Genomic DNA, 24424 nt, shown 5'->3' on the forward strand with positions numbered 1-24424 from the left:
GACGCGCGATCCGGCTCGGTCATCCGGGGAGGCCGCGATCCGACGTCTGACGTAGCCGCGGGCAGGGGCCGAACAGGCGGGCGACCCGCGGTCTACGGTCGGCTCGAAGGCGCCGCCGACCGGGAGAACGGCCGTCTCCGCACCGAGCGTTGCGCGCACGTTCCCGGGATCCGCCAACCCACCCTGGGGGGACCACCATGCCCGAGACCGAAGGAACACCGCCCGCACCCGCCACCGCCGCCACCACCTCGCGCCTCGGCCGCCGCCGCCTGCTGCGGGCCGGCCTGGGCACCGGCGGCGCGCTGGCCGCCGTCCGCCTGCTGCCCGGCGGCCAGGCCTGGGCCGCCGCACCGGCGCCCGCGCCGGAGCCCCTGCCCGCACCCGGCCCCGCCTCCGTCTCCGCGGGCACCGGCACCGCGCAGCCCTGGCCGGACTGGGCCCGCTTCGCGCGCATCGCCGACGGCACCTTCAACGAGCCCGCCGACATGCGGAGCGCCGTCGACGCCCTCAAGGCACAGAACGTCAGCGTCATCGAGCTCGACACCCTGCTCTCCAACTGGCTCACCGACGCCGAGTTCGCCGCCCACATGGCCGAGGTGAAGACCTTCACCGGCCTGGCGCACGCCGCCGGCCTGAAGGTCGTCATGTACTACCCCTCCCTGGAGCTGATCTCCCCCGGCGGCGAGAAGGGCCGCTCGTTCTACAAGAACGACCAGGGCGGCGCCTGGGTGCAGCGCGACCTCGGCGGCAAGCCCAACGTGTTCTACGGCAGCGTGGTGGTGTGGGTCGACCCGGGCGACGAGAGCGTCTGGCTCAGCCCCAACTCGCCCTGGCGGGACTACTACCTCAAGCGGATCAAGGGAGTGGCCGCGACCGGCGTGGACGGCATCTGGCCGGACGTCCCGATCTACTTCGACGGCGTGCTCTCCTGGTGCGACGCCTCCACCTGGGGCGCGGCCGCCTTCAAGGCCGACACCGGCCTGGCCCTGCCCAAGGTCGCCGACTTCGCCGACCCGGTGTTCCGCCGCTACGTCGAGTGGCGCCACCGCAACCTGCTCCGGTTCCAGCTCGACATCGCCGCCGCCGGCCGCTCGGTCAACCCCGATCTGGTCACCTTCGTCGAGACCGTCTCGATGGACTACCGCTACGCCACCTCCATCGGCCTGGACGGCGGCTACCTGCGCCAGGCCGAGGGCGCCGTCAGCCAGGTCTGGGAGGTGGACATCCTCGGCAACTACGACGGCATGCGGCACGCCACCGCCGACGACTGGGTCTGCCTGATCTCGATGTACAAGTACGCGCGCGGCGCCAGCGGTGCCAAGCCCGCCTGGGCGTTCTCCTACGGCTGGCAGCCGGACGACGCCTCGCTGGTGATGTCCCAGCTGATCGCCGCCGGCTGCAACCCGTACGAGGTGAAGACGCCGTACAAGAACGACACCGTGGACGCGGCGATGCGCGCCCGGATGTACCGCTTCGTCCAGGCCAACCAGGAGCGGCTCTACAACGCCGCCCCGGCCGCCCAGGTCGGCGTCTACCACTCCAGCCCGTCCCGGGACTACGTCGCCCCGGGCGCGGGCATCGGGATGTACGTCAACACCACCACCCCGGCCGGAATCACCGACTGGTGGGGCGGCGACGATCCGGAGCAGAGCTGCGCCGCCGTCCCCTGGCTGGGCGAGTTCCGGGGCGCGGTGAAGGCCCTGGTGTACGCGCACATCCCGTTCGACACGGTGCCCAGCCCCGGCCTGGCCGCCGCCGACCTGGCCCGCTTCAAGGTGCTGCTGCTGCCCGACCTCCAGGCGGTCTCGGACGCCGAGGCGGCCGTGCTGCGGGGCTTCGTCGCGGCCGGCGGGACGATCGTGATCACCGGCCCCGCGCCCACCGCGCTCGACGAACTGGGCGGCCAGCGCGCCGAGTTCGCCCTCTCCGACGTGCTCGGCCTGCGCCGGGCCGATCCCCTGCCCGCCGCCAAGCAGAACGCCTTCGGTAGCGGCACCTGCTGGTACGTCCGCAACCGGGCCGGACTCAGCTACCTCAACAAGACCGACCAGGCCTCCGCCGACCAACTGCTCGCCCCGGTCCGCCGGTCCGCACCGCCCGCCGTCACCCTGGCCGGGGACCGGCGGATCTTCCTGGACGCGCGGCGGCTCGGCAACGACACCGTCGTCCACCTGGTGAACTTCACCACCTTCGGCGACACCCCGGCGGCCTTCCTCACCACACCCGCCAACTGCACGCTCTCCTATGCCCTTCCGGCCGGCGCCACCGTCGCCGCCGTCACCGTCGCCACACCGGACGGCACCGACCCGGCGCCCAAGCCCGTCCCGTACACCGTCACCGGGACGACGGTCAGCGTGCCGCTGACCGTCGTGCAGTACTCGGTGGTCACCGTGACCGCGGGTCAGGGCTTGAGGGCGGGCGCGGGGATCCGCCAGAGGGCGGCGGGATCGGCCTCGCCGCCCGGGGAGGACTCGAAGGCGATCCACTTCCCGTCCGGGGACCAGCTCGGCGCGCCGTCGTAGGCCGCGGCCTCGCCGGTCACCCGGACGGGGCGGCCGCCGTCGGCCGCGACCACGAAGACCTGGGCGTTCGGCAGGTCGCCGAGGTTGGAGGAGAACACCAGGTACGTCCCGTCCGGCGACCAGGCCGGGTCGGTGTGCTCGCCGGGCGCGTCGGTGACCTGACGCAGGCCGGTGCCGTCCGGGTGCACCGTCCACAGCGCCCAGCCCTCGCCCCCGGCGGTGCGCCGCTGGAAGACGATCCGGTCGCCCCTCGGGGACCAGTTCGGCTGGCGGTTGTCGGTGCCGGTGCCCCGGCCATCGACCAGCCGGACCGGGTCGCCGCCGTCGCGGCGGACCTTCCACAGCGAGTCCTGCTCGGCGGAGTCCCCTTTCCCGGCGGTGTGCTCCGGTTCCCAGCTCTGCTGGAAGACGATCCACGCGCCGTCCGGGGAGAAGCTCGGCTCGCTGTACCCGCTGCCGTCCTCGTGCCTGGTCACCCGCTCGGGGGTGCCGCCGGGGGTCATCAGCCAGAGCTCGTCGTGCCCGGACTCCCGGTCGGAGGCGAAGGTGAAGGCCCCTGCGGCGGCGTTCCAGCTGGTGCCGGGGAGGTTGACGGCGGCCTTGTCGGGATCCTCCAGGACCTTCTGCGGCGTACGGCTGCCGTCCAGCGGCAGCACGCCGAGGGCGGCGGCACCCTTGTTGTAGCCCTCGCTGAACTCGGTCAGCAGCATCGAGCGGCCGTCCGGGGCGAAGGCCGGGTTCTGCGCGCTGTGCCCGCCCCCGGCCCGGTAGAGCAGTTCGGCACCGTCGGCGCGGCGCTCGCCGCCGGTCGGCACCGTGCCGGTGGCCCTGGTCGGCCGGGGCTGCGGCCCGCCCTCGGAGCCGGAGCCGCCACAGCCGGAGAGCAGCAGCACCGCGACGGCCGCGGCGCCGAAGAACGCGCGAATCCTCATGTCTGTCACGCTAATTGACGGAATATCAGTGCGCGTACACCCACGGGTGGATCAGGCGTCGCCGTCCAGCAGGTGCTGACGGACCTCACGGAAGGTCCAGGCGCCGCCGGCCGCGCGGGCGAACACCCAGACCAGGTCGAAGCGGTCCGGCCAGGTGGCGGGGGCGCCGCTGCCGGCGGCGCCGAGCGCCTCGACGATCCGCGGGATCCGCGAGTGCTCCCAGCAGATCAGGACCGGCTGGGAGCCGGCCAGTGCGGCGCCGGCCAGCGCGGTCTCCTGGGACTCGGCGTAGGCGGTGTCGACGGTCAGCCCGAGCTTGGCGGCGAGCGGGGTGACGGTCTGCCGCATCCGGTGCGCTCCGGCCAGCGGGCCCTGGTCGGCGGCGGCGAGGATCCGGGCGGGCGTGCGCAGGCCGGGGGCGGGCGGGGCGAACAGGCTGGGCAGCGCCCGGGCGCGGGACCAACCGCGCTCGGTCAGGGACTTGCCGTCGTGGCTGCCGTTCTCGTCCAGTCCCGGGTGGGCGCCGTCCGGCTTCTCGCCGTGCCGGATGATCATCACGAAGGCCTCGCCACCGGCGTCGCTCGCCCGCGCCGCCGAGGCGTTCCCACCGGGTTTGCCCGACCTGCCGGAGGAACCCGAGCAGCCCGCCAACAGCGCCGGGACGGCGGCCGCCAGGCCGGTGAGCAGCGTCCGCCGGGCCGGTCGCGCCGTCACTCGGCACCCCGCTCCAGCCGCACCAGCGCGTCCACCGCGACGCCGCCGCCCTCGCCCTTGTGCCCGGGCTCCGCGCCGACCGTCCGGTGCACCCGCTCGGCCCGGACGGTGCGCAGGCCCTGGTCGGCGAGGTCGGCGAGGACGTCCTGCGGGGTGAACAGCACGGCCGGGTCCTGCGGGCCGCCCACGCCCTCGGTGAGGTTGCCGAGATCGTGTCCGACCACCAGCAGGGTGCCGCCGGGAGCGAGTGCGGCGGCCGCGCGGCGCAGCGCGGCCCGGCGGTCCTCCGCAGGGACCTGGAGGTAGGCGACCAGGACCAGGTCGTAGCCGGCGGCCGGGGCCTCATAGCTGCGGGCGTCGCCGTGCCGCCAGGTGAGCCGGTCGGCGACCTCGTCGGGCAGGTCGGCGGTGAGCCGCTCGGCCCGTTCGAGGGCGACGGCGGAGTAGTCCAGCCCGGTGACCTCCCAGCCCTGGGTGGCCAGCCAGATGGCGTTGCGGCCTTCCCCGGTGGCCAGGTCGAGGGCGTGACCGGGGGTACGGCCGGTCAGTTCGCGGACCACCCAGCGGTTGGGTTCGACGCCCCACACCAGCTCGCTCGCGGCGTAGCGGTCGTCCCAGTCCTGGCTGTCCATGGCGAGTCCTCCGTTCGGCGGGCCTGCTCCGTAGCGGTCAACCTACCGGGCCCGGGCGGGGGCGGCCGGGAGCGGTCCAGCGGGCGGACACCCTTGACGGCGAATATTGGTCCAGTCCAATCTGTGATGTCGTGACGCGAGCGGGCCGGTCGGCCCGCCGCGCCCGCGTACCGTCCGTCAGCGCTCCACCCTGCCCGCGCGCCCCCACCGCGTCCGGGCGGCTCCCCCGGCCCACCCGGGCCACGCACCGCCGGAACCCCCACGCATCCGGAGGACACCGCATGCACGACCGCGTCATGCCCGCACGGCCCACCCAGGAGTCCGTCGGGCGCCGGACCGCACCGCGCAGACGGGCCACCGCCCTGGCCCTCGCCGCCACCCTCAGCACCAGCGGCGTCGCGCTCGCCCTGACCCTCGCCCCCGCCTCCGCCGCCCCGGTGAACCTGCTGGCCAACGGCGACTTCGAGGCCGGCACCCTGGCCGGCTGGACCTGCGCCAACGGGTCCGTCGTCACCACCCCGGTGCACGGCGGGAGTTACGCGCTCAGCGGCGCCGCGTCCACCTCCGACACCGCGCAGTGCCAGCAGACCGTCACCGTCCAGCCGAACACCACGTACACCCTGTCCGGCTTCGTCCAGGGCAGCTACGTCTACCTCGGCGCCACCGGGACGGGCGTCAACTCCTCGGTCTGGACGCCCGGCGGCACCGGCTGGAACCAGCTGAGCACCACCTTCACCACCGGCGCCACCGCCACCTCGGTCACCGTCTTCACCCACGGCTGGTACGGCACCGGCACCTACTACGCCGACGACCTCAGCCTGACCGGCCCGGCCGGTCCCACCTCTTCGGGCAGCCCGACCGCGTCCGGCAGCCCCACCGCGTCCGGCAGCCCGACCGCATCGACCAGCCCGACCGCCACCGCCAGCGGCCCGGCCGGGGACGGCAAGGTCACCACGCCGACCGGTGTCACCGTCAGCAAGGTCACCGCGGGCGCCGTGGTGCTCAACTGGCAGCCCTCCACGCTGACCAGCGGTGACGGCCCGGTCGCCTACAAGGTGTGGTCCAACGGCCAGTTGGTCGCCACCTCGATGGGCACCTCGGTCGCCGTCAGCTCGCTGCTGCCCGGCAAGGCCTACACCTTCAGCATCCAGGGCTACTCCGGCGGCCACGCCTCCGCCCAGTCCGCGCCGGTGAGCACCACGACCGCCGCCGCCCCCGCCCAACAGCCGGTCCGCTCCGCCTACTTCGACCAGTGGGGCATCTACGAGAACGCGTACTACCCGAAGAACGTCGACACCAGCGGCGCCGCGGGCAAGCTGGACGTCATCCACTACGCGTTCGCCAACATCGACCCCACCAGGTTCACCTGCTTCCAGACCGTGAAGACCTCCGACTCGGCCAACGAGAACAACCCCAACGCCGGTGACGGTGCGGGCGACGCCTACGCGGACTACCAGGACGGCTACACCTCCGGCACCAGCGTGGACGGCAGCACCGACGACTGGGACCAGCCGCTCAAGGGCAACTTCAACCAGCTGCGCCAGCTCAAGGCCAAGTACCCGAACCTGCGGTTCACCCTCTCGATCGGCGGCTGGACGTACTCCAAGTACTTCTCCGACGCGGCCGCCACCGACGCCTCCCGGAAGACCTTCGTCTCCTCCTGCCTCGACATGTTCCTCAAGGGGAACCTGCCGACCGGCGTCGCCGGGGACGCCTCCGGCGGCACGGCCTCGGCGGCCGGCATCTTCGACGGGATCGACCTCGACTGGGAGTACCCGGCCTCGGCCGGCGGCCACACCGGCAACCACTACTCCCCCGCCGACAAGCAGAACTTCACCCTGCTGCTCAAGGAGTTCCGCACCCAGCTGGACGCGCTCGGCTCCGCCCAGGGCAAGCGCTACCTGCTGACCGTCGCGCTGCCCAGCGGCCAGGACAAGATCGCCCAGCTGGAGACCGACAAGATCGGCAGCTACCTCGACTACGCCGACGTCATGTCCTACGACATGCACGGCGCCTGGGACGCCAAGGGCCCGACCAACCACCAGGACCCCCTGCACGACAGTCCGGCCGACCCGACCACGCCGATCACCCCCGGCACCCGCAAGTACAACGTGGACACCATGCTCGCCGCGTACACCACCGGCCTGCCCGAGTACGGCATCCCCGGCGGCTTCCCCGCCAACAAGATCGTGCTCGGCATCCCGTTCTACTGGCGCGGCTGGACCGGCGTCCCGGCCGGCTCCGACTACGGCCTGTACCAGAGCGCGACCGGGCCGACGGCCGCCAAGCCGCTGAGCCAGGAGGCCGGACTGGCCGCCTGGAAGGAGCTCAACCCGACCGCCGCCACCACCCACTGGGACCCGGTCACCGAGAGCAGCTGGGTCTACGACGGCACCGACTTCTGGACCGGTGACACCCCGCAGGCCATCCAGGCGCGCGGGGCCTACGCCAAGAGCAAGGGCCTCGGCGGCATGTTCGCCTTCTCCCTGGAGAACGACGACGCCTCCGGCACGCTGCTCAACTCCGTGGACGCCAGCCTGCGCTGACGTCCGGCACGGTGCAGGGCCCGCGCGGGATTCCGCGCGGGCCCGGTGCCGCTCGGCGGGGCGGAACCGGGCCCACCCGCGCGGCCCGCACCGCGCGCCCGGGGCGGCTCAGCCCTTGAGCCCGAGGGAGGGGAAGAGGTCGACGAACGGCTGGGTGGTCACCGAGACGCTCCGGCCGAACGGATCGTCGAAGTCCCAGATCATGAAGAGCAGGAACGCGATCAACGCGCTGAAACAGCCTGCCAGGATCAACTCCCGTGGCGTGCGCCGGATCTGCAGGGCGAACAGCATGCCGACGGTCACCACGGCGCCGGTGATCAGGCCGAACCAGACCACCCCGGGCATGGTCGGGCCGGCGTTCTGCCCGCGCGAGTTGCGGGCGTCGTCGACCTGGCCGATCCGGTCCATGATCGGCTGGTAGGACTGCGACTCCAGCTCGGAGGCCGGCGGCCGGGTGGCGACGTCCGCCCGCAGCTTGTCCAGCAGTTCGGTCCCCTTCTCGGAGATCTCGCCGTGCTCGCGCATGTAGTCCCACTCGACGTTCACCACGTACGAGACGTAGGCGTCCACGTCGGCCCGGACCTTGTCGCGGAAGTCGGCCGGGTAGACCACCGCCCGGTCGCTCACCTCCTGGATCGACTGCGCCTCGCGGAACACGTCGTCCTGGGCGGCGCCGCGCGCCTCCCAGACTCCCGCGATGGCGAGACCGAGGACGATCGCGTAGACCACGCCGATCATCATCGTGATGTACTCGATGACGTCCGGGGTCTCCCCCACGTTCTTCTCGGCGCCCACCCTGCGGTGCCGCAGCAGCACCACCGCCACCACGACGGCACAGGCCGCCGCCATGGCGATGGTCAATGCCAGCCACTCGGACATGGGAACTCCCTTCTCTGGCTTGGCTTGTGACGGAACAGGAATGTCGGGTTCGGCCCCGGGCCCCGGCCCGGCCCGACCGGCCTGGCTCAGCCCCGGGGCCGGGCCGCTGGCGGCCGGGTGCTCAGGACCGCCCGGAGCGGCCGCGTCCACGGCCCGGGCGCAGGGCCGCCGCCGCCAGGACGGCGGGCACGGTGACCAGCAGCATGGTGGTGGTCACCGGGGTGTTGTGGTGGTGCTGCGGCAGGGCCAGCGGCTTCGCCACCCGCACGGGGTAGACCGGCGGCACCGCCGGGCTCGGGCGCGCCGGTTCGGACACCACCGGGGCCGGCACGGGTGCGGGCGGTGGTGGTTGGGGCGCGGGCGCCGCCGGGGCCGGGGGTAGGGGCGCGGGCGGCTTCGGCGCGGGGTGCGCGGGGGGTGGCGCGGCCGGCGCCGGTGCGGGCGGCGGCGGAGGTGCGGCCGGCGCCGGTGCGGGCGGCGGCGGAGGTGCGGGCGACGCCGGCGGCGGGGGTACGGGCGCGGGCGTCGGACGAGCCGGCGGCGAGCTCGGTGTCGGAGTCGGCGTGGGGGTCCGCGACGGGGTGGGTGTCGGGGTCGGCGTGGGTGTCGGCATGGGTGTCGGGGTGGTCGGGCAGGGGTGCGGGTGGTGATGGTGGTGAGGCCACCAGTCCCCGTCGTCGTCCCCGTGTCCGTCGTGGCCCTCATGCCCGCCGTGCTCGTCGTCCGGGCGGCCGGGCTGGTGGCGGAGCCCCGCGGCGGCCGACGGCGACGGCGACGCCGGACCGGGCGCGGCACTCGGTGTGTGGCACGGGTGGTGCCAGTGCGGGGGCCTCGGCCCCTGGTGCCGACCGCCGCCCGTCGGGGCGACGGTGACGCCGACCTGGACCTCCACGTCGACGCCCACGTTCACGTCCCCGCCCGGGCCGACCTGCACCGACACGTCCGTCCCGGTGCAGACGCAGGAGTCGACGGCAGGAATGGACGGGCGCTCCCCGCCGTGGTGTCCGGCACCGGCCGCCGCGGCACCGCTGACCAGGGCACAGATCGCGACCACGCCGACCGCGGCGCCGATCACCCGGGTCCGCCGCCCGGAGGCCGCGCCCCCACCGCCGTCCTGCGATATCCGTCGGGACTGCCGGCGCTGCGGCATGGGCTCCACTCACCTCTCGGGTCGCCAGGGGACGGAACACGGTCGGAACGGGGTCGGACGGAATCGGAGCAGGGTCTGACCAGGGCCGGACACGGCACAGTCGACCGTCCCGCAGTCGGATTCGGTCAGGCACGATCAGCCGGACGGCCCGCCTTCGAGGGGCGGGCCGTCCGTCATCAGGTCAAACGATCTTCGGGCCGACCGGTTACGGCCCGGGCCCGGCGGAGGCCGTCGTCAGTGGCGGCGGTGCGCGATCTCGACGTTCTCCAGGACGCCGACCGCGTCCGGCACCAGGATCGCGGCCGAGTAGTAGGCGCTGACCAGGTAGGAGATGATCGCCTTCTCGTCGATCCCCATGAAGCGGACCGACAGCGACGGCTGGTACTCGTCCGGGATGCCGGTGTGGTGCAGGCCGATGACGCCCTGGTTGTCCTCACCGGTACGGATCACCAGGATCGAGCTGGTGTTCTCCTTGGTGATCGGGATCTTGCTGCAGGGCAGGATCGGCACCCCGCGCCAGGCCGGCACCTGCTGCCCGCCGAGGTCGACATGGTGGGGGTACAGGCCACGGGCGTTGAACTCGCGGCCGATCGCCGCGATGGTCCGCGGGTGGGCGAGCAGGTAGTCGGGGTCACGGCGGCGGTTGAGCAGCTCGTCCAGGTCGTCCGGGGTGGGCGGGCCGGAGTGGGTCTGGATCCGCTGGTCGAAGTCGGCGTTGTTGAGCAGGCCGAACTCCGGGTTGTTGACCAGCTCGTGCTCCTGGCGCTCGCGCAGCGCCTCGATGGTCAGCCGGAGCTGGTGCTCGGTCTGGTTCATCGGCTCGTTGTAGAGGTCGGCGACGCGGGTGTGGACCTTGAGGATGGTCTGCGCGACGCTCAGCTCGTACTCGCGGGGCTTGAGCTCGTAGTCCACGAAGGCGCCGGGGAGCTCGTACTCGCCGTGGTGGCCGGCCGACATGGCGATCTCGGCCTCGCCGCGCTCGTTCTGGGCCTGCTGCGGCAGGGCCAGGAACGACAGCAGGTGCGCCTGGAGGCTCGGCGAGTTGTCCCGGATGGCGGCGAAGGCGCTGCGGGTCAGGGTGAGGGCGACACCGGCGGTGGCGGTCGTCGCGGTGTACTCCCAGACGGCGTCCGGGTTCAGCAGGGCGTCGTCGCCGAAACGGTCGCCGTCGCCGGCCACGCCGACCACGGTGTCGTCACCGTACTTGCCGGTGCCGATCTTGTTGATCTTGCCGTGCGCGATCAGGAAGATCCGGTCGGCCGCCTCGCCCTGGGTGGTGAGCACCTCGCCGGGGCCGAAGTCGCGCTGCTCGCAGCGGTCGGCGAGGGCGGTGAGCACCTCCTCGTCCTCGAAGCCCCGCAGCAGGGCGAGTTCGCCCAGCTCGGCGGGGATCACGCGGACCTGGGAACCGGTCTTGATGAACTCGACCACACCGTTGCCGACGGTGTAGGTGAGCCGTCGGTTGACGCGGTAGGCGCCACCTGCGGCCTGCACCCAGGGCAGCACCTTGAGCAGCCAGCGGGAGGTGATCTCCTGCATCTGCGGCGCGGACTTGGTCGTGGTGGCAAGGTTGCGGGCAGCGGCCGTCGTGAGGCTGGACTGCTGCGTGACCTGCTGTGTCTCCGGGCTCGCGTCCACGGGCATCGGCAGGATCTCCATTCGTCTGGTCGGATCACGCGGTCAGGGCCGTACGGCGTCGGAGTCGTACCGGTCCACCCTGGCTGATGTCATGACGGATCATCAGATGCGCGTATTGGTGGGGGTGTTGGCGATCTCATCGCGATCACGGGCCCCGTCTCCCGGCGGCCCATGCGGAACCCTAGATCACCAGGACCCGGCCAGGCCCACGCGGAGGCCGACTACCCCCCGATAGGGTGAATCTGGAGCAGTCCGACCCCGGTCGGCCCCAGAGCGCGAGAACATCCGTTCGCCCTTGCACCTGCGCCTCCGGCACCCGCCGTCCGCGCCCGCACACGCAAATGGCCCGTCAGGTGCCGGTACGGGGGCGGCCGGCACCTGACGGGGGAACGGGGAGATGCGCAGTGGGGGGTGCGACGGGGATGCGACGGGGAGGGAGGGCCGGGCCGGGCGGTGCGTCAGGCGCAGGCGATCTGGCTGCCGGGGATGCCGACGATGCCCGAGTTCTTGGCCTCGCCTCCCTGGTACTCGTAGTACAGGTACGAATAGAAGTCGATCCGGGTCTGAGCACCGCAGGCCGAGTCCGGCGCGACGGTGTAGGTGACCGTGAAGCTGCTCGTGGCGCCCGGGGCCAGCGGCACGTTGTACCGGGCGATGCCGCCGTGGACGTTGTCGCTGCACCCGTTGGTCTGGGTGCCGCAAGCCGTGGCGGTGAACTTGAGACCGTTCTCCAGACTGGTCTGGTAGGTCGGCTGGACGCTCTGGTACACGAACTGGATCGGCGTGTCGTACGGGTTGCTGAGCGTCAGGGTGAGGGTGAACTCGCCGCCCCGGACGGTTGTTTGCCGGTCGGAGACGGCCGTGAACGGCAGCGGGGTGTCGGCCTGGGCGGGCGTGGCGGAGAGGAGCAGACCGACGGCGAGGGCCGGACACGCGGCGAGGGCGGCACGGCTCAAATGTGTTCTGCGCATGACCAAGGAGCGTAGGGGGCGGTACCGCTTCCGTTGCCCCGCTCCGCCCGGATCCGTACCGACGCACGAGCCGGGGGCGGACACCGTGGACCGTCCCGGACGCGTTCCGCCCCCGCCGTCCCGCCCGGGGCCCTATCCTTCGCCGGCCACCTGAGCCCGGCTGCCCGAATGCGGCTGCCCGAACCCGGCCACCCCGAGCCCCTACCTGAAGCCGGCCGCCCGACCCGACCGGTTCAGGCGAGCGGCGGCAGGATGTCGCAGAGCGCGGCGAGCGCCGCCGGGTAGGCGTGGTCGGGCGGCGCGGCGTAGCCCACGACCAGGCCGTCCGCGGCCGGCATGGCCTCCGGCCCGATCCCCGGGTGCCGGTAGTCGGCGAGCCCGTCGAGGGCCAGGCCCCGGTAGGCGGCGGCCTGGAGCACCGAACGCTCGGTGCCGGGCTCCAGCCGCAGGACGGCGTGCAGCCCGGCCGCGATGCCGGAGACCCCGATGTGCGGGGCACTCGCCGCCAGGGCGGCCACCAGGTGGTCGCGGCGCTCCCGGTAGCGGCGGCGCATCCGCCGCACGTGCCGGTCGTAGCCGCCGGAGTCGATCAGCTCGGCCAGGGTCAGCTGGTCCAACGCGCTGGCCCAGCCCTCGCGTTCACCCTTGGCGGCGAGCACCCGGTCGACCAGGTGGTCCGGCAGCACCATCCAGCCGAGCCGGATCGCGGGCGACAGGCTCTTGCTGACGGAGCCGAGGTAGACCACCCGCTCGGGGTCGAGCCCCTGGACGGCGCCGACCGGCTGGCGGTCGTAGCGGAACTCGCCGTCGTAGTCGTCCTCCAGGATCAGTCCGCCGCGCCCGCGCGCCCAGTCGACCACGGCCGCGCGCCGGCCCGCGTGCAGCGGCCCGCCGGTCGGGAACTGGTGGGCGGGGGTGAGCAGGACCGTCCGGACGTCCTGGTGGTGCGCCAGCTCGTCGACGTGGGCGCCGTGATCGTCGATCGGCAGCGGCGTGGTGGCGACCCCGGCGGTGGCCAGCAGCCCTCGGTGGAACCCCAGCCCGTACGCCTCGACGGCCAGCCGCCCGTTCGCCTCGGGCGGCAGGACGGGCGCCCCGCCGTCGAACAGCAGCCGCAGTGCGTGGGCGAAGCCGGAGCAGACCACGATCCGGTCCGGGTCGGCGCGCACCCCGCGGGCGCGGGCCAGGTAGTCGGCGAGGACGGTGCGCAGCTCGCGCCGCCCCTGCGGATCACCGGGCCCGAAGGCCTCGTGGGGCGCCATGGTGAGGGCCCGGCGGGCGGCGGCCAGCCAGGCGGTACGCGGGAAGGACGCGGCGTCCGGCTGGCCCTGGCGCAGATCGTGCACGGGCCCGGGCCGTACCGAGGGCCGGCGGGCCCGGGTCGGCGGGACGGGCTCGGCGCGCTCGGCCACGGCGGTGCCGGAGCCCTGACGAGCGGTCAGCCAGCCCTCCGCGACGAGTTCGGCGTACGCCTCGGCGGCGGTGTTGCGGGCCAGGCCGAGGTCGGCGGCGAGCACGCGGTACGGCGGCAGCCGGGTTCCGGGGGCGAGCCGGCCGCTGCGGATCGCCTCGCGCAGGGCCGCCATCAGCGCGGCGCGGCGGCCGCCGCCGGCGGGGAGGTCGAGGTGCAGGTCGCTGCCGGTCGGGTGGGCGGACCCGGTGGGGTGCGCGCCCGGCGTTTCCGTCATGGTCACGCACCCTACCCGCCGCCACCCGGCCGCCCGCCGGGCGGCCCGGACCGGCCCACGACCCACCCCTCCGATCGCGCCGGACGCGCCGGACGGGCGCTACGGGACGACGGTGACCGGCCAGCGGCCCGACTTCACCAGCCGCACGGCCACCGAGCCGATCACCCGGTGTCCGGCCTGCTCGGAGGCGCCGACCACGACGGCGTCGGCCCGCAGCTCGTCCGCGAGCTTGGCCAGCCCCGTATAGGGGTCGCCACGCATGGTGAGGAAGCGCCATTCCACCCGCCACACCTCCCGCACCCGGTGCTCGGCCTCGCGCAGCGCGGCCAGCAGTTCGTCGGCGATCTCCTGGGTGGTCTCCTCCACGGCGACCCCGGCCAGGGCGGTGGCGGCGGCGAGGACGGGCTGGACGTACGCGACCGCGAGGGCGGCGCCCTGCCTGCGGGCCAGTCCGGCGGCGTACGCGATGGCGCGCCAGGAGGAGTCGGAGCCGTCCAGCCCCGCCAGGATCACCTTGGGCCCGTCGGTCCCCAGCTCGAAGCCCGCGGGGGCGACCGCCACCCCGGGTTCGTCGGCGCCGCCGACGGCCGCCACATCCTCTGCATCGCTCTCGTTGCTCATGGCCCTGAGGCTATGCCCGCCACTGCGCGTGGGTGGAGGGGGCACTCCCGGTGAGGGCTGTGGCGCGCGCCACCCGGAGCGCCGACCGGCGCGGCGATTTCCGCACCGAAGGCGGGCGGTTCGTCACGCGCCGTCGACCATGTGGGCGGCCGCCGCGCCGGCCGGGGTCTGGGACAAGGTCGCCGCGTGCGAGGCGACCGGTAACTGGGCCGTGAACTCCGGCAACGGCTTCTACGGCGGCCTGCAGTTCACCTCCAGCACCTGGGCCGCCTTCGGCGGCACCGCGTACGCTCCGCAGGCCCACCAGGCCACCAAGGACCAGCAGATCGCCGTCGGCGAGAAGGTCCTCGCCGCCCAGGGCCCCGGCGCCTGGCCGATCTGCTCCGTCAAGGCCGGCCTGGGCAAGTAAGCCCGTCCGTCCCGGGCACCCCGACGCCGCCGCACCCCTCTTCCGGGGTGCGGCGGCGTCGTCGTGTCCGCGGACCGTCCGTGCCGGTGGCGTTCCGGCGACCGTCTGCGGCCGCTCGTCGGACGGCTGGTCACCCGCACCGCGCCGCGCGTCGGCGAGGCCTGCCCGTGGCGCGCCGCAACTCCCCGCCCTCGGGCCGGAAAACCGGTCGCGGCCGCGCGGTCGGGTGTGGCAGCGTGCGCCGGGTCCTGCCCACCGTCCGTACGTCCGTACCCGCGCCCAGGAGCCGCCCGATGACGCTGCCACCCCGACTCGTCCCCCTGCTGTCGGAGTTCGACTTCGCCCGCACCCGCCTCACCGAACGGCTGGCCGGTCCGACCCTGGACAGCGGCAACGGCACCCGGGTGGCCGTCACGCCGCTCACGGACGAGGAGTACCGGTGGGAACCGGTGCCCGGCTGCTGGTCGGTGCGGCGACACGCGGACGGGCCCGGCGAGGGCGCGACGCAGCTGGTCGGCGGCGGCGAGTGGGGACGGGACGGCGCGGGCTACCCGCCCCCGGAGCCCGCCCGGTTCACCACCCTGGCGTGGCGGCTGAGCCACCTCACCGAGATGTTGCTGCTGCGCGCCGACCACGCAGGCGGCAGTCGCTCGCTCACCAGGGACGACTACCGGGCGAGCGGCGACGCGCAGTCCGCGATCGCCGCCTTCGACGCTGCGGCCACCGCATGGCGGGCGGCCGTGCTGGCCGCGGACGACGCCACGCTGGACACCGTCGGGTACTGCGGCTACCCGTACGGCGGCGACGCGGAGGAGCCGTTCTGGGAGATCGTCTGGTGGGTCAACCAGGAACTGCTGCACCACGGCGCCGAGATCGCCCTGCTGCGCGACCTCTACCGCTGGTCGCCGGAGCTCTGACCGTCGGTCAGCTCTCGAAGGGGCGGGGTGGCAGTGGCAGCGGGAGCGCGGGCAGGCCGTCGATGCTGGTGCCGACGTACTGCTTGCCCTCGCAGTAGGCGCTGAACTCCTCCTCGCCCTTGCGGTCGAAGTACTGCGCGTGCAGGTCGCGGTCGGCCCGGTAGTCCATCAGCGGGACGGCGAACCCGCAGGAGTCGCTGACCCGTTCGGCCTTCACCAGCACGATCGCGCGCAGCCCCGACCCGTCGGTGTCCGGCGCGAAGCGGCCCAGCAGTGCGGCGAAGCGCGGGTCGTCGCGGAACACCGGCTCGCCCCGGCCGTGCACCCGCACCACGGTCGGCGGGCCGTCGAAGGCGCACCACATCAGCGTGATCCGGCCGTTCTCCCGGAGGTGGGCGATGGTCTCGGCGGTGGATCCGCCGAAGTCGAGGTAGGCGAGGGTGAGTTCGTCGATCACCACGAGCGTGCCGGAGCGGCCCTTGGGCGAGACGTTGACGTGCCCGTCGGCGGAGAGGGGCGCGGTCGCGACGAAGTAGACGGGCTGCCGTTCGATGAATGCGCGCAGCCGGCCGTCGATGCTCTCGTACTGCTTTCCCATGTCCGCCAGTGTGCCCCCATCTCGCCTGGCAAGAAAGGATGATCCACCTGCCGAGACGAAGATCGCCCCATCCGGGCACCCGCAGGATGGCTCGTGCACCTGCCACCGGCCCGTCCTGCCACGGGAGTCGAGACGGCCCGGGACGTCCTCGCCGCGACGGCGCTGCGCCCGTACGCGGCCTGGTGCTCCGGGTACCGCCGGCTCGGCATCCCGCCCGCCGTGCACCCCGGCCCGCCGCCCCCGCACAGGGGTGAGCGGGCGCCCCCGCCGCCGCCCGGGCAGACTGGCAGCGGGGGCCGCAGGCTTCGGAGAGGGCTCATGCCGCAGCTCACGGTGGACGGGCGCACCCTCGCGCTCTCCCACCTCGACAAGGTGTACTACCCGCGCACCGGCACCCGCAAGGGCGAGGTGCTGCGCTACTACGCCGCCGTGCACGACGCCCTCCTCCCCCACCTGCGCGACCGCCCGGTGTCCTTCCTGCGCTGCCCCGACGGCGTCGAGGCCGAGGTGTTCATCGCCAAGAACCCGCCCGCCGGTACCCCCAGCTGGGTACGCACCGTCGAGGTGCCGAGCAGCGGCGGCGACCTGCGCCAGGTGGTCCTCGACGACGGCGCCGCCCTGCTCTGGGCCGCCAACCTGGGCTGTCTGGAGCTGCACGTCCCGCAGTGGCACGCGGCCGCGCCCGGGCTCGCCGACCGCCTCGTCCTGGACCTCGACCCCGGCGAGGGCGCGTCCGTCCTCACCTGCCGCACCGTCGCCCTACTGCTGCGCGAGCGGCTCGCGGCGGACGGCCTGACGGCCTGGGTGAAGACCTCCGGCGCCAAGGGCCTGCACCTGCTGGCCCCGATCGAACCCACGCCCAGCGCCCGGGTCAGCGCCTACGCGAAGGCGCTCGCCGCCGCGCTGGAGGCCGACCACCCGGACCTGGTCGTGCACACCATGGCGAAGGCCCGGCGGGCCGGCCGGGTGCTGGTCGACTGGTCGCAGAACCACGCCAGGAAGACCACCGCCGCGCCGTACACCCTCCGGGCCCGGCCGTTGCCGACGGTCTCCACCCCGCTCTCCTGGGCCGAGCTGGAGCGCGCCCACGCCGTGGACGACCTGGTCCTCACCCTCTCCGAGGTACCGGACCGGCTGGCCGCCCACGGTGACCTGTTCGCCCCGCTGCTGGACCCGGAGCAGGCCCGGCCGCTCCCGGCCGGGCCTGCCGCCTCGGCGAAACCACCGGAGCGGCCCCGCCAGGTGCTCCGCCCGCCGGTCGAGGTGATGCGCCCGGCCGCCGTCACCGCCGTCCCGCCGTCCGACGGCCTGGGCGGCGCAGGCGTGCAGTACGAGCTGAAGCTGGACGGCTTCCGCTGCGTGGCCTTCGCCCGCGGCGACCGCCCGCCCTTCCTCCAGTCCCGCACCGGCCGCGACCTCGCCCCCGCGTTCCCGCCGATCGCCGCCGCCGTCGCCCGGCTGCCCGAGGGGCTGGTGCTGGACGCCGAACTCGTCGCCTGGCGGGCCGGCCGGTTCGCCTTCGGGGAGCTCCTGCGCACCCGCCGGGCCCGGGGCGCCGCCCCGGACGTCGCCCTCGGCCTGATCGCCTTCGACCTGCTCGCCCTGCCCGGCCGCGACCTGCGCGGGCTGCCGCTCGCCGACCGCCGCCGCCTGCTGCTCGCCGCCCTCGCCGACGTCCCGCCGCCGATCCAGCCGGTGCTGGCCACCACCGACCGGGCGGAGGCGCTGGAGTGGATGGCGGGCCTCGCCGACACCGGCGTCGAGGGCCTGGTCTGCAAGGCCGTCGGCTCCCCCTACCGCCCGCGCGGCACCGGGCACGCCTGGGTCAAGTACCGGCGCGGCGACACCCTCGACGCCGCCGTCCGCGCCCTCACCGGCCCGGCCGCCCACCCGCACGCCCTCGTCCTCGAACTCGACGACGGCCGGGTGTTCCTGACCACCCCCCGGCTCACCCCGGTCCAGGCCCGCGAGGTCGCCGAGGCCGCCGGCGCCCTCCTCGGCCCGCCCGTCACCGACCCCGACCACGGCCCGGTCCATCCCCTCACCACCCCCCTGCGTGCCGAACTCACCCTCACCGGCCGCCCGCCCACCGCCACCTTCGTCCGCCTCCGCGGCGACTGAGCGCCCCCGGCTCACCGCCCTTGGCGGGCCGGAGCGACCGGGGTCCGCGCGGCGCCGGAGCCCCCGGGGGTCGGCCCGCTGCCGCCACCCGCCTCAACTCCGCGACGGGGTAACGGGGTAGCCGGGTTACCGCTTCCGCTTGGCAGCGTGGGCGAACACGGTGACCAGGGTGTCGTTGAAGACCGGGAGGTCGGCGGGTCTGCGGCTGGAGACGAGGGGGCCCGGGCCGTCACGGCAGGTGTGGACCTCCTCGTCGACCCAGTTCGCTCCCGCGTTGCGCAGGTCGGTGCGCAGGCTGGGCCAGGAGGTGAGGGTGCGGCCGCGGACGGCGTCGGCCTCGATCAGGGTCCAGGCGGCGTGGCAGATCGCGGCGACCGGGCGGCCGGAGGCGCACCAGGCCCGGACGAACGCGACCGCGGCCTCGTCCAGCCGGAGGCGGTCGGGGCTCGCAACGCCGCCGGGCAGGACCAGGCCGTCGAAGGAGGCGGCGTCCGCCTCGGCCACGACGGCGTCGACGGCGAAGGTGTCGCCCGGGGTGTGTCCCCGGACGGCCTGGACGCGCCCGGGCGCGGTGGACAGCAGCCGCGGGGTGCCACCGGACTCCTGCACCGCCTGCCACGGCGAGGTCAGCTCGACCTGCTCGGCCCCGTACGGCGCGACCAGGAAGGCGATCGTGCGGCCGGTGAGCGTGGTGGACGGCCAGCCCATGGCTCAGCGCGGGCGCGGGTGGCGGCCGGCCAGGTCGACGGCGACGGACGGGGCGGCGCTGAGCCGGGCGCGCGGACAGTCCAGGTGGACGATCAGTTCCAGGTGGTCGATCCGCGACACCAGGCCGACCGGGACGGACACCCGGGCGCCCGGCACCCAGGGCCCGGCGTCGACCAGCAGGTGGTCCCCGGTGTCCTGTTCGACCCGCCCGAGCGGGCCGTCGGTCGCCTGCACCTCGTACCCGGTCAGGCTCAGTTCGGCGGCGTGGTGGGGGCCCGGGCGGTACTCCCACAGGTCAGTGCTCATCATGCCTCCGGCCGATCCCAGGGGCGGCGTTCGCGGCGCTCGTCCCGATCGGAGGGCCCGGAACCGCGTTCGCCTCCGTCCCGCCCTGCGGCTCCCTCGTCTCCCCAGCCCTCGCCCCGCCCCGCGCCCCGGCGGCGCAGCAAGGCCGCGGTGGCGACCGCGACCGCCACCGAGGCCGCCCAGACCACCCCGAGGCCGGTCAGCACCCCGGTGGTCGGGGTCCGCACGCCGATACTGAGGCAGATCGCCGCCATCACCAGCGCGGTCAGCACCACCCCGGCGGACACCCGGCGCCCCACGCCCCGCAGCACGCCCCGGACCCGGCCCGGCCGCTTGGCACCCATCGTGCTCAACTTCCGGTCGAGGCGCGTGTCCTGGCGCAGATCGGACTCGATCTCCGCAAGGAGCCGCCGCTCCCATCCGCTCAACGCGGGTCCGTCCATCTCGGTCACCTCCGACACTTCCGGTGACGTGCTCGCACCCGGCGGTTGCCCGGTACGGGCCGGCGCTAACCGCTCGGGGGGCCGCCGGTTCCGGCGCCCACGGGGCCGAAGGCCCGGGGCCGGGCCAGCAGGCTGTCGTCCAGGACCCGCATCAGGGCGTCGAGGTCGCGGTGGACCTCGACCGCGCCCGCCGCCCACAGCTCCGGACCGGCCTCCGCACCGGCCGCCACGGCGACGCACGGCACCCCGACCCGCCGCGCCGCCAACACCTCACGCACACTCCCGGCCACCGCCACGGCGTGCGACGGCGTGCCGCCGACCAGCTCCAGCGCGGCCCGCAGCGGGTCGCTCCCGGGGGCGGCCACGGTCAGGGCGGGCGCCCCGCCCGGCCCCGGGCCGGTCAGGACGACCGTCCAGCCCCGGGCGGCGCACTCGCGCAGCAACTCGGCGGAACCGGTCGACGCAGACCGCCAATCGGTACCGAAGAGAGCCGCCGAGATCACCGTCATGGCCCACCGCTTTCGTTCCCAGGCCACGCGCCGTACGCGCCCTTCCAGGTTAGGCCGCTCCCCCGCCCCGCGCGCAGCCTGCCGCCCAGGAACCTCCCGGGGCTCGGAAAACCCGCTTGGCCCCCGACCTGGCCCGGGCACGGTGCGGGCAGCCGGCCTGCGCCGGCTCGGGGAAGGCTGGGTGAGCCCGGCGTCGCGGACCCGGCAGGATCCGCCGGACCGGCCCGAGCGAGGGCCTGTCCGGCCCTACCCCTCGTCCGGGTCGGTGGCGAGGCGGGCGTGGAGGTGTTCGTCGACGTAGTCGCCGTCGACGTGGCGGTAGGAGGCCCGCAGGGTGCCCTCGTACGGGAAGCCGCTGCGGACGGCGACCCGGCAGGAGGCGTCGTTGTCGACGTCGTGGCAGAGCTCGATGCGGCGGGCGTCGGCGGTGGTGACGCCCCAGCGGGTGACGGCGACGGTGGCGCGGGTGGCGATGCCCCGGCCCCGGGCGGTGCGGAGCAGCCAGTAGCCGACCGTGGCGAGGCCGTCCGCCTGGTTGGTCCAGAGCAGGGCGACGTTGCCGAGGAGGGTTCCGTCGGCGGCGTCGGTGATCGCGAAGGCCGCCGTGGTCCCGTCGGCCCAGCCGGTGTCGCAGCGGTCGAGGTAGGCCTCGGCGGCGGCGGGGTCGGCGGCGCGCAAGGGGTTCCAGCGGGCGATCTCCCGGTCCGCCGAGGCCGCCGTCAGGGCGGGGACGGTGCCGCCGGGCAGGTCGAGGGCCCTCCCCCAGGGGCGCAGCAGGACGTCGCCCAGGTCGAGGGTGGCGGGGTGGAAGACGCGCCGGTCGGTGGAGGTCTCGGTGGCACTCATCCGGCCTTCGTACCCCGCCTGCTCCGGCGCCCGCCAGCGAATTTTCCCCGCGCGGGAGGACCCCGACCCGAGCGGACCGGCCCCGACGCCGTCACCGCCCCGGCGCGACCCGCCCGACCAGGTGGAGCAGCCGGTCCAGGGCGTCCTTGGAGTTGGGTTCGGTGAGGTTGACCATCAGCCGGAACGCCACCTTCAGCAGCGCCGGGTGCCCGAGCCCCACGGCGCCGGCGGCGCCGAGCAGCCGGGGCCGGCCGAGCAGGTCGGCGGCGAGGCGGCCGAGCGCGAAGTAGCCGGCGTAGGCGGAGCGCAGGGCCTGCGGGTAGGCGGCCAGGGCGAGTTCGCGACCCCGGTCGGTCCGGCGGGCGAGGGCTTGGACGATGGTCTCGGCGGCGTAGCGGCCGGACTCCATGGCGTAGGCGATGCCCTCGCCGGTGCCCGGGCTGACCGTGCCGCCGGCGTCGCCGATGAGCAACAGGCCGTCGGCGTAGTGGGGTCGGCGGTTGAGGCCCATGGGCAGGGCGGAGCCGCGGACGGGTTCGGTGACGGCGTCGGGGCTGTAGCCGTACCCCGGCGGCAGGCCCTCGCACCAGCGGCGGAGCAGGTCCCGCCAGTCGAGGTCGATGTCGGCGGTGTCGAGGACGCCGAGGCCGACGTTGGCGGTGCCGTCGCCCATGCCGAACACCCAGGCGTAGCCGGGCAGTAGACGCCGGGCGGGGTCGGTCGGGTCGCGCAGGTCGAGCCAGGCCTCCAGGTAGCGGTCCTCGTGCCGGGGGGTGGTGAAGTAGGTGCGGTAGGCGACGCCCATGGCGCGGTCGGTGCGGCGGTAGCGCTTCATCGCGACGGAGAGGCGGGTGGAGTTGCCGTCGGCGGCGACGACGACCGGTGCCCGGTAGCTGACGGGTCGGCGCTCGTCGCCGAGTTTCGCGGTGACGCCGGTGATCCGGCCGGTCCGCTCGTCCACCAACGGGCCTGCCACGTTGGCCCGTTCGACCAGTCGGGCGCCGGCCGAGGCGGCCCGGCGGGCGAGCAGTTCGTCGAAGTCGGCGCGCCGCCGGACGAGTCCGTAGCCGGGGAAGGCCGACAGCTCGGGCCAGTCGAACTCCAGCACGCGCCGGCCGGAGATCAGCCGCAGCCCCTGGTTGTGCAGCCAGCCGGCCTGTTCGGAGACGTCGATGCCGAGGTCGGTCAACTGCTTGACGGCGCGCGGGGTGAGGCCGTCCCCGCAGACCTTCTCGCGCGGGAACGCGGACTTCTCCAGCAGCAGGACGTCCAGGCCGGTGCGGGCGAGGTGGTAGGCGGCGGTGGAGCCGGCCGGGCCGGCGCCGACCACGATGACGTCGGCGCTCTCCTCGGGCCGGGCGGGCCGGGGGGCCCGGTCGCCGTCTGCGGGCACCTGCTGCTCTGGGCCGGGCATCACGCACTCCCACGGGTCGGATCGGCTGCGAGCCCGCCGGAGCCGGGAGGGCCCGGACGGACTCGAACTGACACGGACTGACACGGACGGGTTCCTGCGGACCCGCCGAACTGGGCCGTCCGAGACGGACGATAGAGAACCACGGTGCCCGCCCGCCGCCCCGACACGCGGGCCCGTCCCGATGACCGGTCAATACCGGCCACCGGGGCGGGCGCCGGGCGCCGCCGGGTCAGAGCCCGCCGTTGACCACCGCGCTGGAGACGGCGCCCGGGCCGACGTTCCACTTGGCGAGGATCGTGTCGTACGTACCGCCGCGGATCACCTGGTCGAGGGCCTTGGAGATCACGTCCCGCAGGTCTGGTACGTCCTTGGCGACGGTGATGCCGTACGGCCCGGACTGCAGGAAGTGGGTGTTGGCGAGCTGGAACCGGCCGGCCCGCTCCGGGGTCATGGCTGCCGGGGTACGCAGCGCGGACCTCGTCGCCGTGTGCCCGGATCGGGCCGCCCAGGGGTACGGGGGCGGCCGGTCGGCGGAGGTCCGCCGTCGGGGGCGGTCGGGGGACATCCTCGCACCCCGCGCCGCGGGGCCGGTCGGCGGGCCGTGCGTCGACGCGTGGCGACCGGGAACCGCTTCGGGAACCAGAGAGCCCCTGTCCTCGACGGCACCGTCGAGGACAGGGGCTCCCGCAGCCTGCTACGGCCGGAACGCCGTCACGGGTTCACCGTCAGGGGTTCACCGCCAGCACCACGTATGCGGCCAGGACCGCGAGGTGCACCGCGCCCTGCAGCGGGGTGGCCCGGCGCGGGATGACCGTCAGGGTGCCGAGCACGATGGTCAGGGTCAGCAGCACCATGTGCGCCGGGTCGAGGCCGAGGACGAGCGGGCCGGAGAGCCAGGTGGAGGCGATGGCGACGGCCGGAATGGTCAGGCCGATGCTGGCGAGCGCCGAGCCGAGGGCCAGGTTGAGGCTGGTCTGCACCCGGTTGCGCAGGGCCGCGCGCAGCGCCGCGATGGTCTCCGGCAGCAGGACGAGCATGGCGATCACCACGCCGACGACGGAGGCCGGCAGTCCGGCCTCGTCCACCGCGGACTCGATGGTCGGCGAGACGCCCTTGGCGAGGCCGACCACCGAGACCAGGGCCACGCCGAGCAGCAGCAGGCTGAGCCAGGCGGCCTTGGCGGTCGGCGGCTCGGCGTGCTCCTCCTCGATGAACCCTCGGCCCTCGACGGTGACCGACAGGAAGTAGTCCCGGTGCCGGAAGGTCAGGGTGGCCACGAACAGCCCGTACAGCACGAGCGAGGCGGTGGCCGCGAAGACGAGCTGGGTGGTGGAGAACTGCGGGCCCGGGGAGCTGGTGGTGAAGGTCGGCAGCACCAGGCTGAGGGTGGCGAGGGTGCCGATGCAGGCGAGCGCGGCGCCGGTGCCCTCGGCGTTGAAGTCGGCCGTCCGGTACTTGATCGCGGTGACGAGGATGGACAGGCCGAGGATGCCGTTGCAGGTGATCATCACGGCGGCGAACACCGTGTCCCGGGCCAGGGTCGCGGACTTGCTGCCGCCGTCGATCATCAGCGTCACGATCAGGGCGACCTCGATCACGGTGACCGCCACCGCGAGCACGAGCGATCCGAAGGGCTCTCCGACGCGGTGCGCGATCACCTCGGCGTGGTGCACGGCGGCGAGCACGGCGCCGGCCAGGAAGCAGGCGACGATGCCCACCACCCACCCCGGCAGGTCCCGGTGCCAGGTCAGGGCGAGGACGACGAACGACACCACCGGAACGACGACGGTCCATTGCGCGGTGGCCGCGCGGAGCTTCGTGATCATGCGGCCGAGCATCCCAGACCGGGACCCGTCCACC

Annotated in this window: 21 protein-coding genes and 2 pseudogenes; 6 read left to right on the forward strand and 17 right to left on the reverse strand. The window is 74.4% G+C overall.

What is annotated here, in order from left to right; translation table 11 throughout:
• Positions 1-197: 197 nt before the first annotated feature.
• Positions 198-2522 carry a hypothetical protein gene (locus tag P3T27_RS21175; protein ID WP_280680682.1) on the forward strand — a complete coding sequence of 775 codons (2325 nt, stop codon included), beginning with the start codon at positions 198-200 and terminating at the stop codon, positions 2520-2522.
• A gap of 983 nt (positions 2523-3505) precedes the next feature.
• Here the strand turns inward: P3T27_RS21175 and P3T27_RS21180 are convergent.
• Together P3T27_RS21180 and P3T27_RS21185 are read right to left on the reverse strand one after the other, a co-directional pair.
• A complete protein-coding gene (locus P3T27_RS21180; RefSeq protein ID WP_280680690.1) occupies positions 3506-4168 on the reverse strand; it encodes a hypothetical protein in 663 nt (220 codons plus the stop codon).
• Positions 4165-4800, reverse strand: coding sequence for a class I SAM-dependent methyltransferase (locus P3T27_RS21185; RefSeq protein ID WP_280680692.1), 636 nt, complete (start codon positions 4798-4800; stop codon positions 4165-4167). Before P3T27_RS21185 ends, P3T27_RS21180 begins: the two co-directional genes overlap by 4 nt.
• A 281-nt stretch (positions 4801-5081) precedes the next feature.
• Here P3T27_RS21185 and P3T27_RS41020 point away from each other — a divergent pair, with 281 nt between their 5' ends.
• A complete protein-coding gene (locus P3T27_RS41020) occupies positions 5082-7346 on the forward strand; it encodes a glycosyl hydrolase family 18 protein (protein ID WP_348534119.1) in 2265 nt (754 codons plus the stop codon).
• A gap of 108 nt (positions 7347-7454) precedes the next feature.
• Here the strand turns inward: P3T27_RS41020 and P3T27_RS21200 are convergent, their stop codons facing one another.
• The 6 genes from P3T27_RS21200 to P3T27_RS21225 all read right to left on the reverse strand — a co-directional run bounded on the left by P3T27_RS21200 (position 7455) and on the right by P3T27_RS21225 (position 14293).
• A complete protein-coding gene (locus P3T27_RS21200) occupies positions 7455-8225 on the reverse strand; it encodes a DUF4239 domain-containing protein (protein ID WP_280680695.1) in 771 nt (256 codons plus the stop codon).
• 121 nt (positions 8226-8346) lie between these two features.
• Entirely contained in the window at positions 8347-8487 is a 141-nt protein-coding gene (locus P3T27_RS21205; protein ID WP_280680697.1) for a hypothetical protein, read from the reverse strand.
• A gap of 1122 nt (positions 8488-9609) precedes the next feature.
• Entirely contained in the window at positions 9610-11019 is a 1410-nt protein-coding gene (locus P3T27_RS21210) for a family 2B encapsulin nanocompartment shell protein (protein WP_280680699.1), read from the reverse strand.
• 452 nt (positions 11020-11471) lie between these two features.
• The gene (locus tag P3T27_RS21215; protein ID WP_280680700.1) at positions 11472-11984 is read right to left on the reverse strand and encodes a hypothetical protein; all 513 of its coding nucleotides are present in this window, start codon (positions 11982-11984) and stop codon (positions 11472-11474) included.
• A gap of 233 nt (positions 11985-12217) precedes the next feature.
• Entirely contained in the window at positions 12218-13672 is a 1455-nt protein-coding gene (locus tag P3T27_RS21220) for a PLP-dependent aminotransferase family protein (RefSeq protein ID WP_280680702.1), read from the reverse strand.
• 99 nt (positions 13673-13771) lie between these two features.
• Positions 13772-14293, reverse strand: a complete 522-nt coding sequence (locus P3T27_RS21225) for a universal stress protein (RefSeq protein ID WP_280680704.1) — start codon at positions 14291-14293, stop codon at positions 13772-13774.
• Here P3T27_RS21225 and P3T27_RS21230 point away from each other — a divergent pair.
• Both P3T27_RS21230 and P3T27_RS21235 read left to right on the forward strand, forming a co-directional pair.
• A pseudogene (locus P3T27_RS21230) lies at positions 14292-14693 on the forward strand (transglycosylase family protein); the annotation flags it as partial. The gene P3T27_RS21225 and the pseudogene P3T27_RS21230 overlap by 2 nt on opposite strands.
• A 302-nt stretch (positions 14694-14995) precedes the next feature.
• Complete coding sequence (locus P3T27_RS21235) at positions 14996-15619, forward strand: DinB family protein (protein ID WP_280680706.1); 624 nt, start codon at positions 14996-14998, stop codon at positions 15617-15619.
• A gap of 7 nt (positions 15620-15626) precedes the next feature.
• Here P3T27_RS21235 and P3T27_RS21240 read toward each other — a convergent pair whose 3' ends face one another.
• Positions 15627-16217, reverse strand: coding sequence for a pyridoxamine 5'-phosphate oxidase family protein (locus P3T27_RS21240; RefSeq protein WP_280680709.1), 591 nt, complete (start codon positions 16215-16217; stop codon positions 15627-15629).
• Positions 16218-16535: 318 nt separating this feature from the next.
• Between P3T27_RS21240 and ligD the strand changes: the two are divergent.
• Both ligD and P3T27_RS21250 read left to right on the forward strand, forming a co-directional pair.
• Positions 16536-17414: pseudogene (gene ligD, locus P3T27_RS21245) on the forward strand (non-homologous end-joining DNA ligase); the annotation flags it as partial.
• A gap of 69 nt (positions 17415-17483) precedes the next feature.
• A complete protein-coding gene (locus tag P3T27_RS21250; protein WP_280680841.1) occupies positions 17484-18338 on the forward strand; it encodes a DNA ligase in 855 nt (284 codons plus the stop codon).
• A 126-nt stretch (positions 18339-18464) separates the two neighbouring features.
• On the opposite strand, the gene P3T27_RS21255 is transcribed toward P3T27_RS21250, so the two are convergent.
• From P3T27_RS21255 to P3T27_RS21290, 8 genes are all read right to left on the reverse strand, one after another.
• The gene (locus tag P3T27_RS21255) at positions 18465-19046 is read right to left on the reverse strand and encodes a type 1 glutamine amidotransferase domain-containing protein (protein WP_280680711.1); all 582 of its coding nucleotides are present in this window, start codon (positions 19044-19046) and stop codon (positions 18465-18467) included.
• 3 nt (positions 19047-19049) lie between these two features.
• The gene (locus tag P3T27_RS21260; RefSeq protein WP_280680716.1) at positions 19050-19355 is read right to left on the reverse strand and encodes a PRC-barrel domain containing protein; all 306 of its coding nucleotides are present in this window, start codon (positions 19353-19355) and stop codon (positions 19050-19052) included.
• Positions 19352-19795, reverse strand: coding sequence for a hypothetical protein (locus tag P3T27_RS21265; protein WP_280680717.1), 444 nt, complete (start codon positions 19793-19795; stop codon positions 19352-19354). Before P3T27_RS21265 ends, P3T27_RS21260 begins: the two co-directional genes overlap by 4 nt.
• Positions 19796-19860: 65 nt before the next feature.
• A complete protein-coding gene (locus P3T27_RS21270; protein ID WP_280680720.1) occupies positions 19861-20304 on the reverse strand; it encodes a hypothetical protein in 444 nt (147 codons plus the stop codon).
• Positions 20305-20550: 246 nt separating this feature from the next.
• Positions 20551-21150 carry a GNAT family N-acetyltransferase gene (locus P3T27_RS21275; RefSeq protein ID WP_280680722.1) on the reverse strand — a complete coding sequence of 200 codons (600 nt, stop codon included), beginning with the start codon at positions 21148-21150 and terminating at the stop codon, positions 20551-20553.
• A 91-nt stretch (positions 21151-21241) separates the two neighbouring features.
• Positions 21242-22564, reverse strand: coding sequence for a geranylgeranyl reductase family protein (locus P3T27_RS21280; RefSeq protein WP_280680724.1), 1323 nt, complete (start codon positions 22562-22564; stop codon positions 21242-21244).
• Between the two features lie 229 nt (positions 22565-22793).
• A complete protein-coding gene (locus tag P3T27_RS21285; RefSeq protein WP_280680725.1) occupies positions 22794-23015 on the reverse strand; it encodes a transporter substrate-binding domain-containing protein in 222 nt (73 codons plus the stop codon).
• Between the two features lie 274 nt (positions 23016-23289).
• Positions 23290-24390, reverse strand: coding sequence for an ionic transporter y4hA (locus tag P3T27_RS21290; RefSeq protein ID WP_280680726.1), 1101 nt, complete (start codon positions 24388-24390; stop codon positions 23290-23292).
• Between the last annotated feature and the right edge of the window lie 34 nt (positions 24391-24424).

This window comes from Kitasatospora sp. MAA19 (genome assembly GCF_029894125.1).
Classification (GTDB): Bacteria; Actinomycetota; Actinomycetes; order Streptomycetales; family Streptomycetaceae; genus Kitasatospora.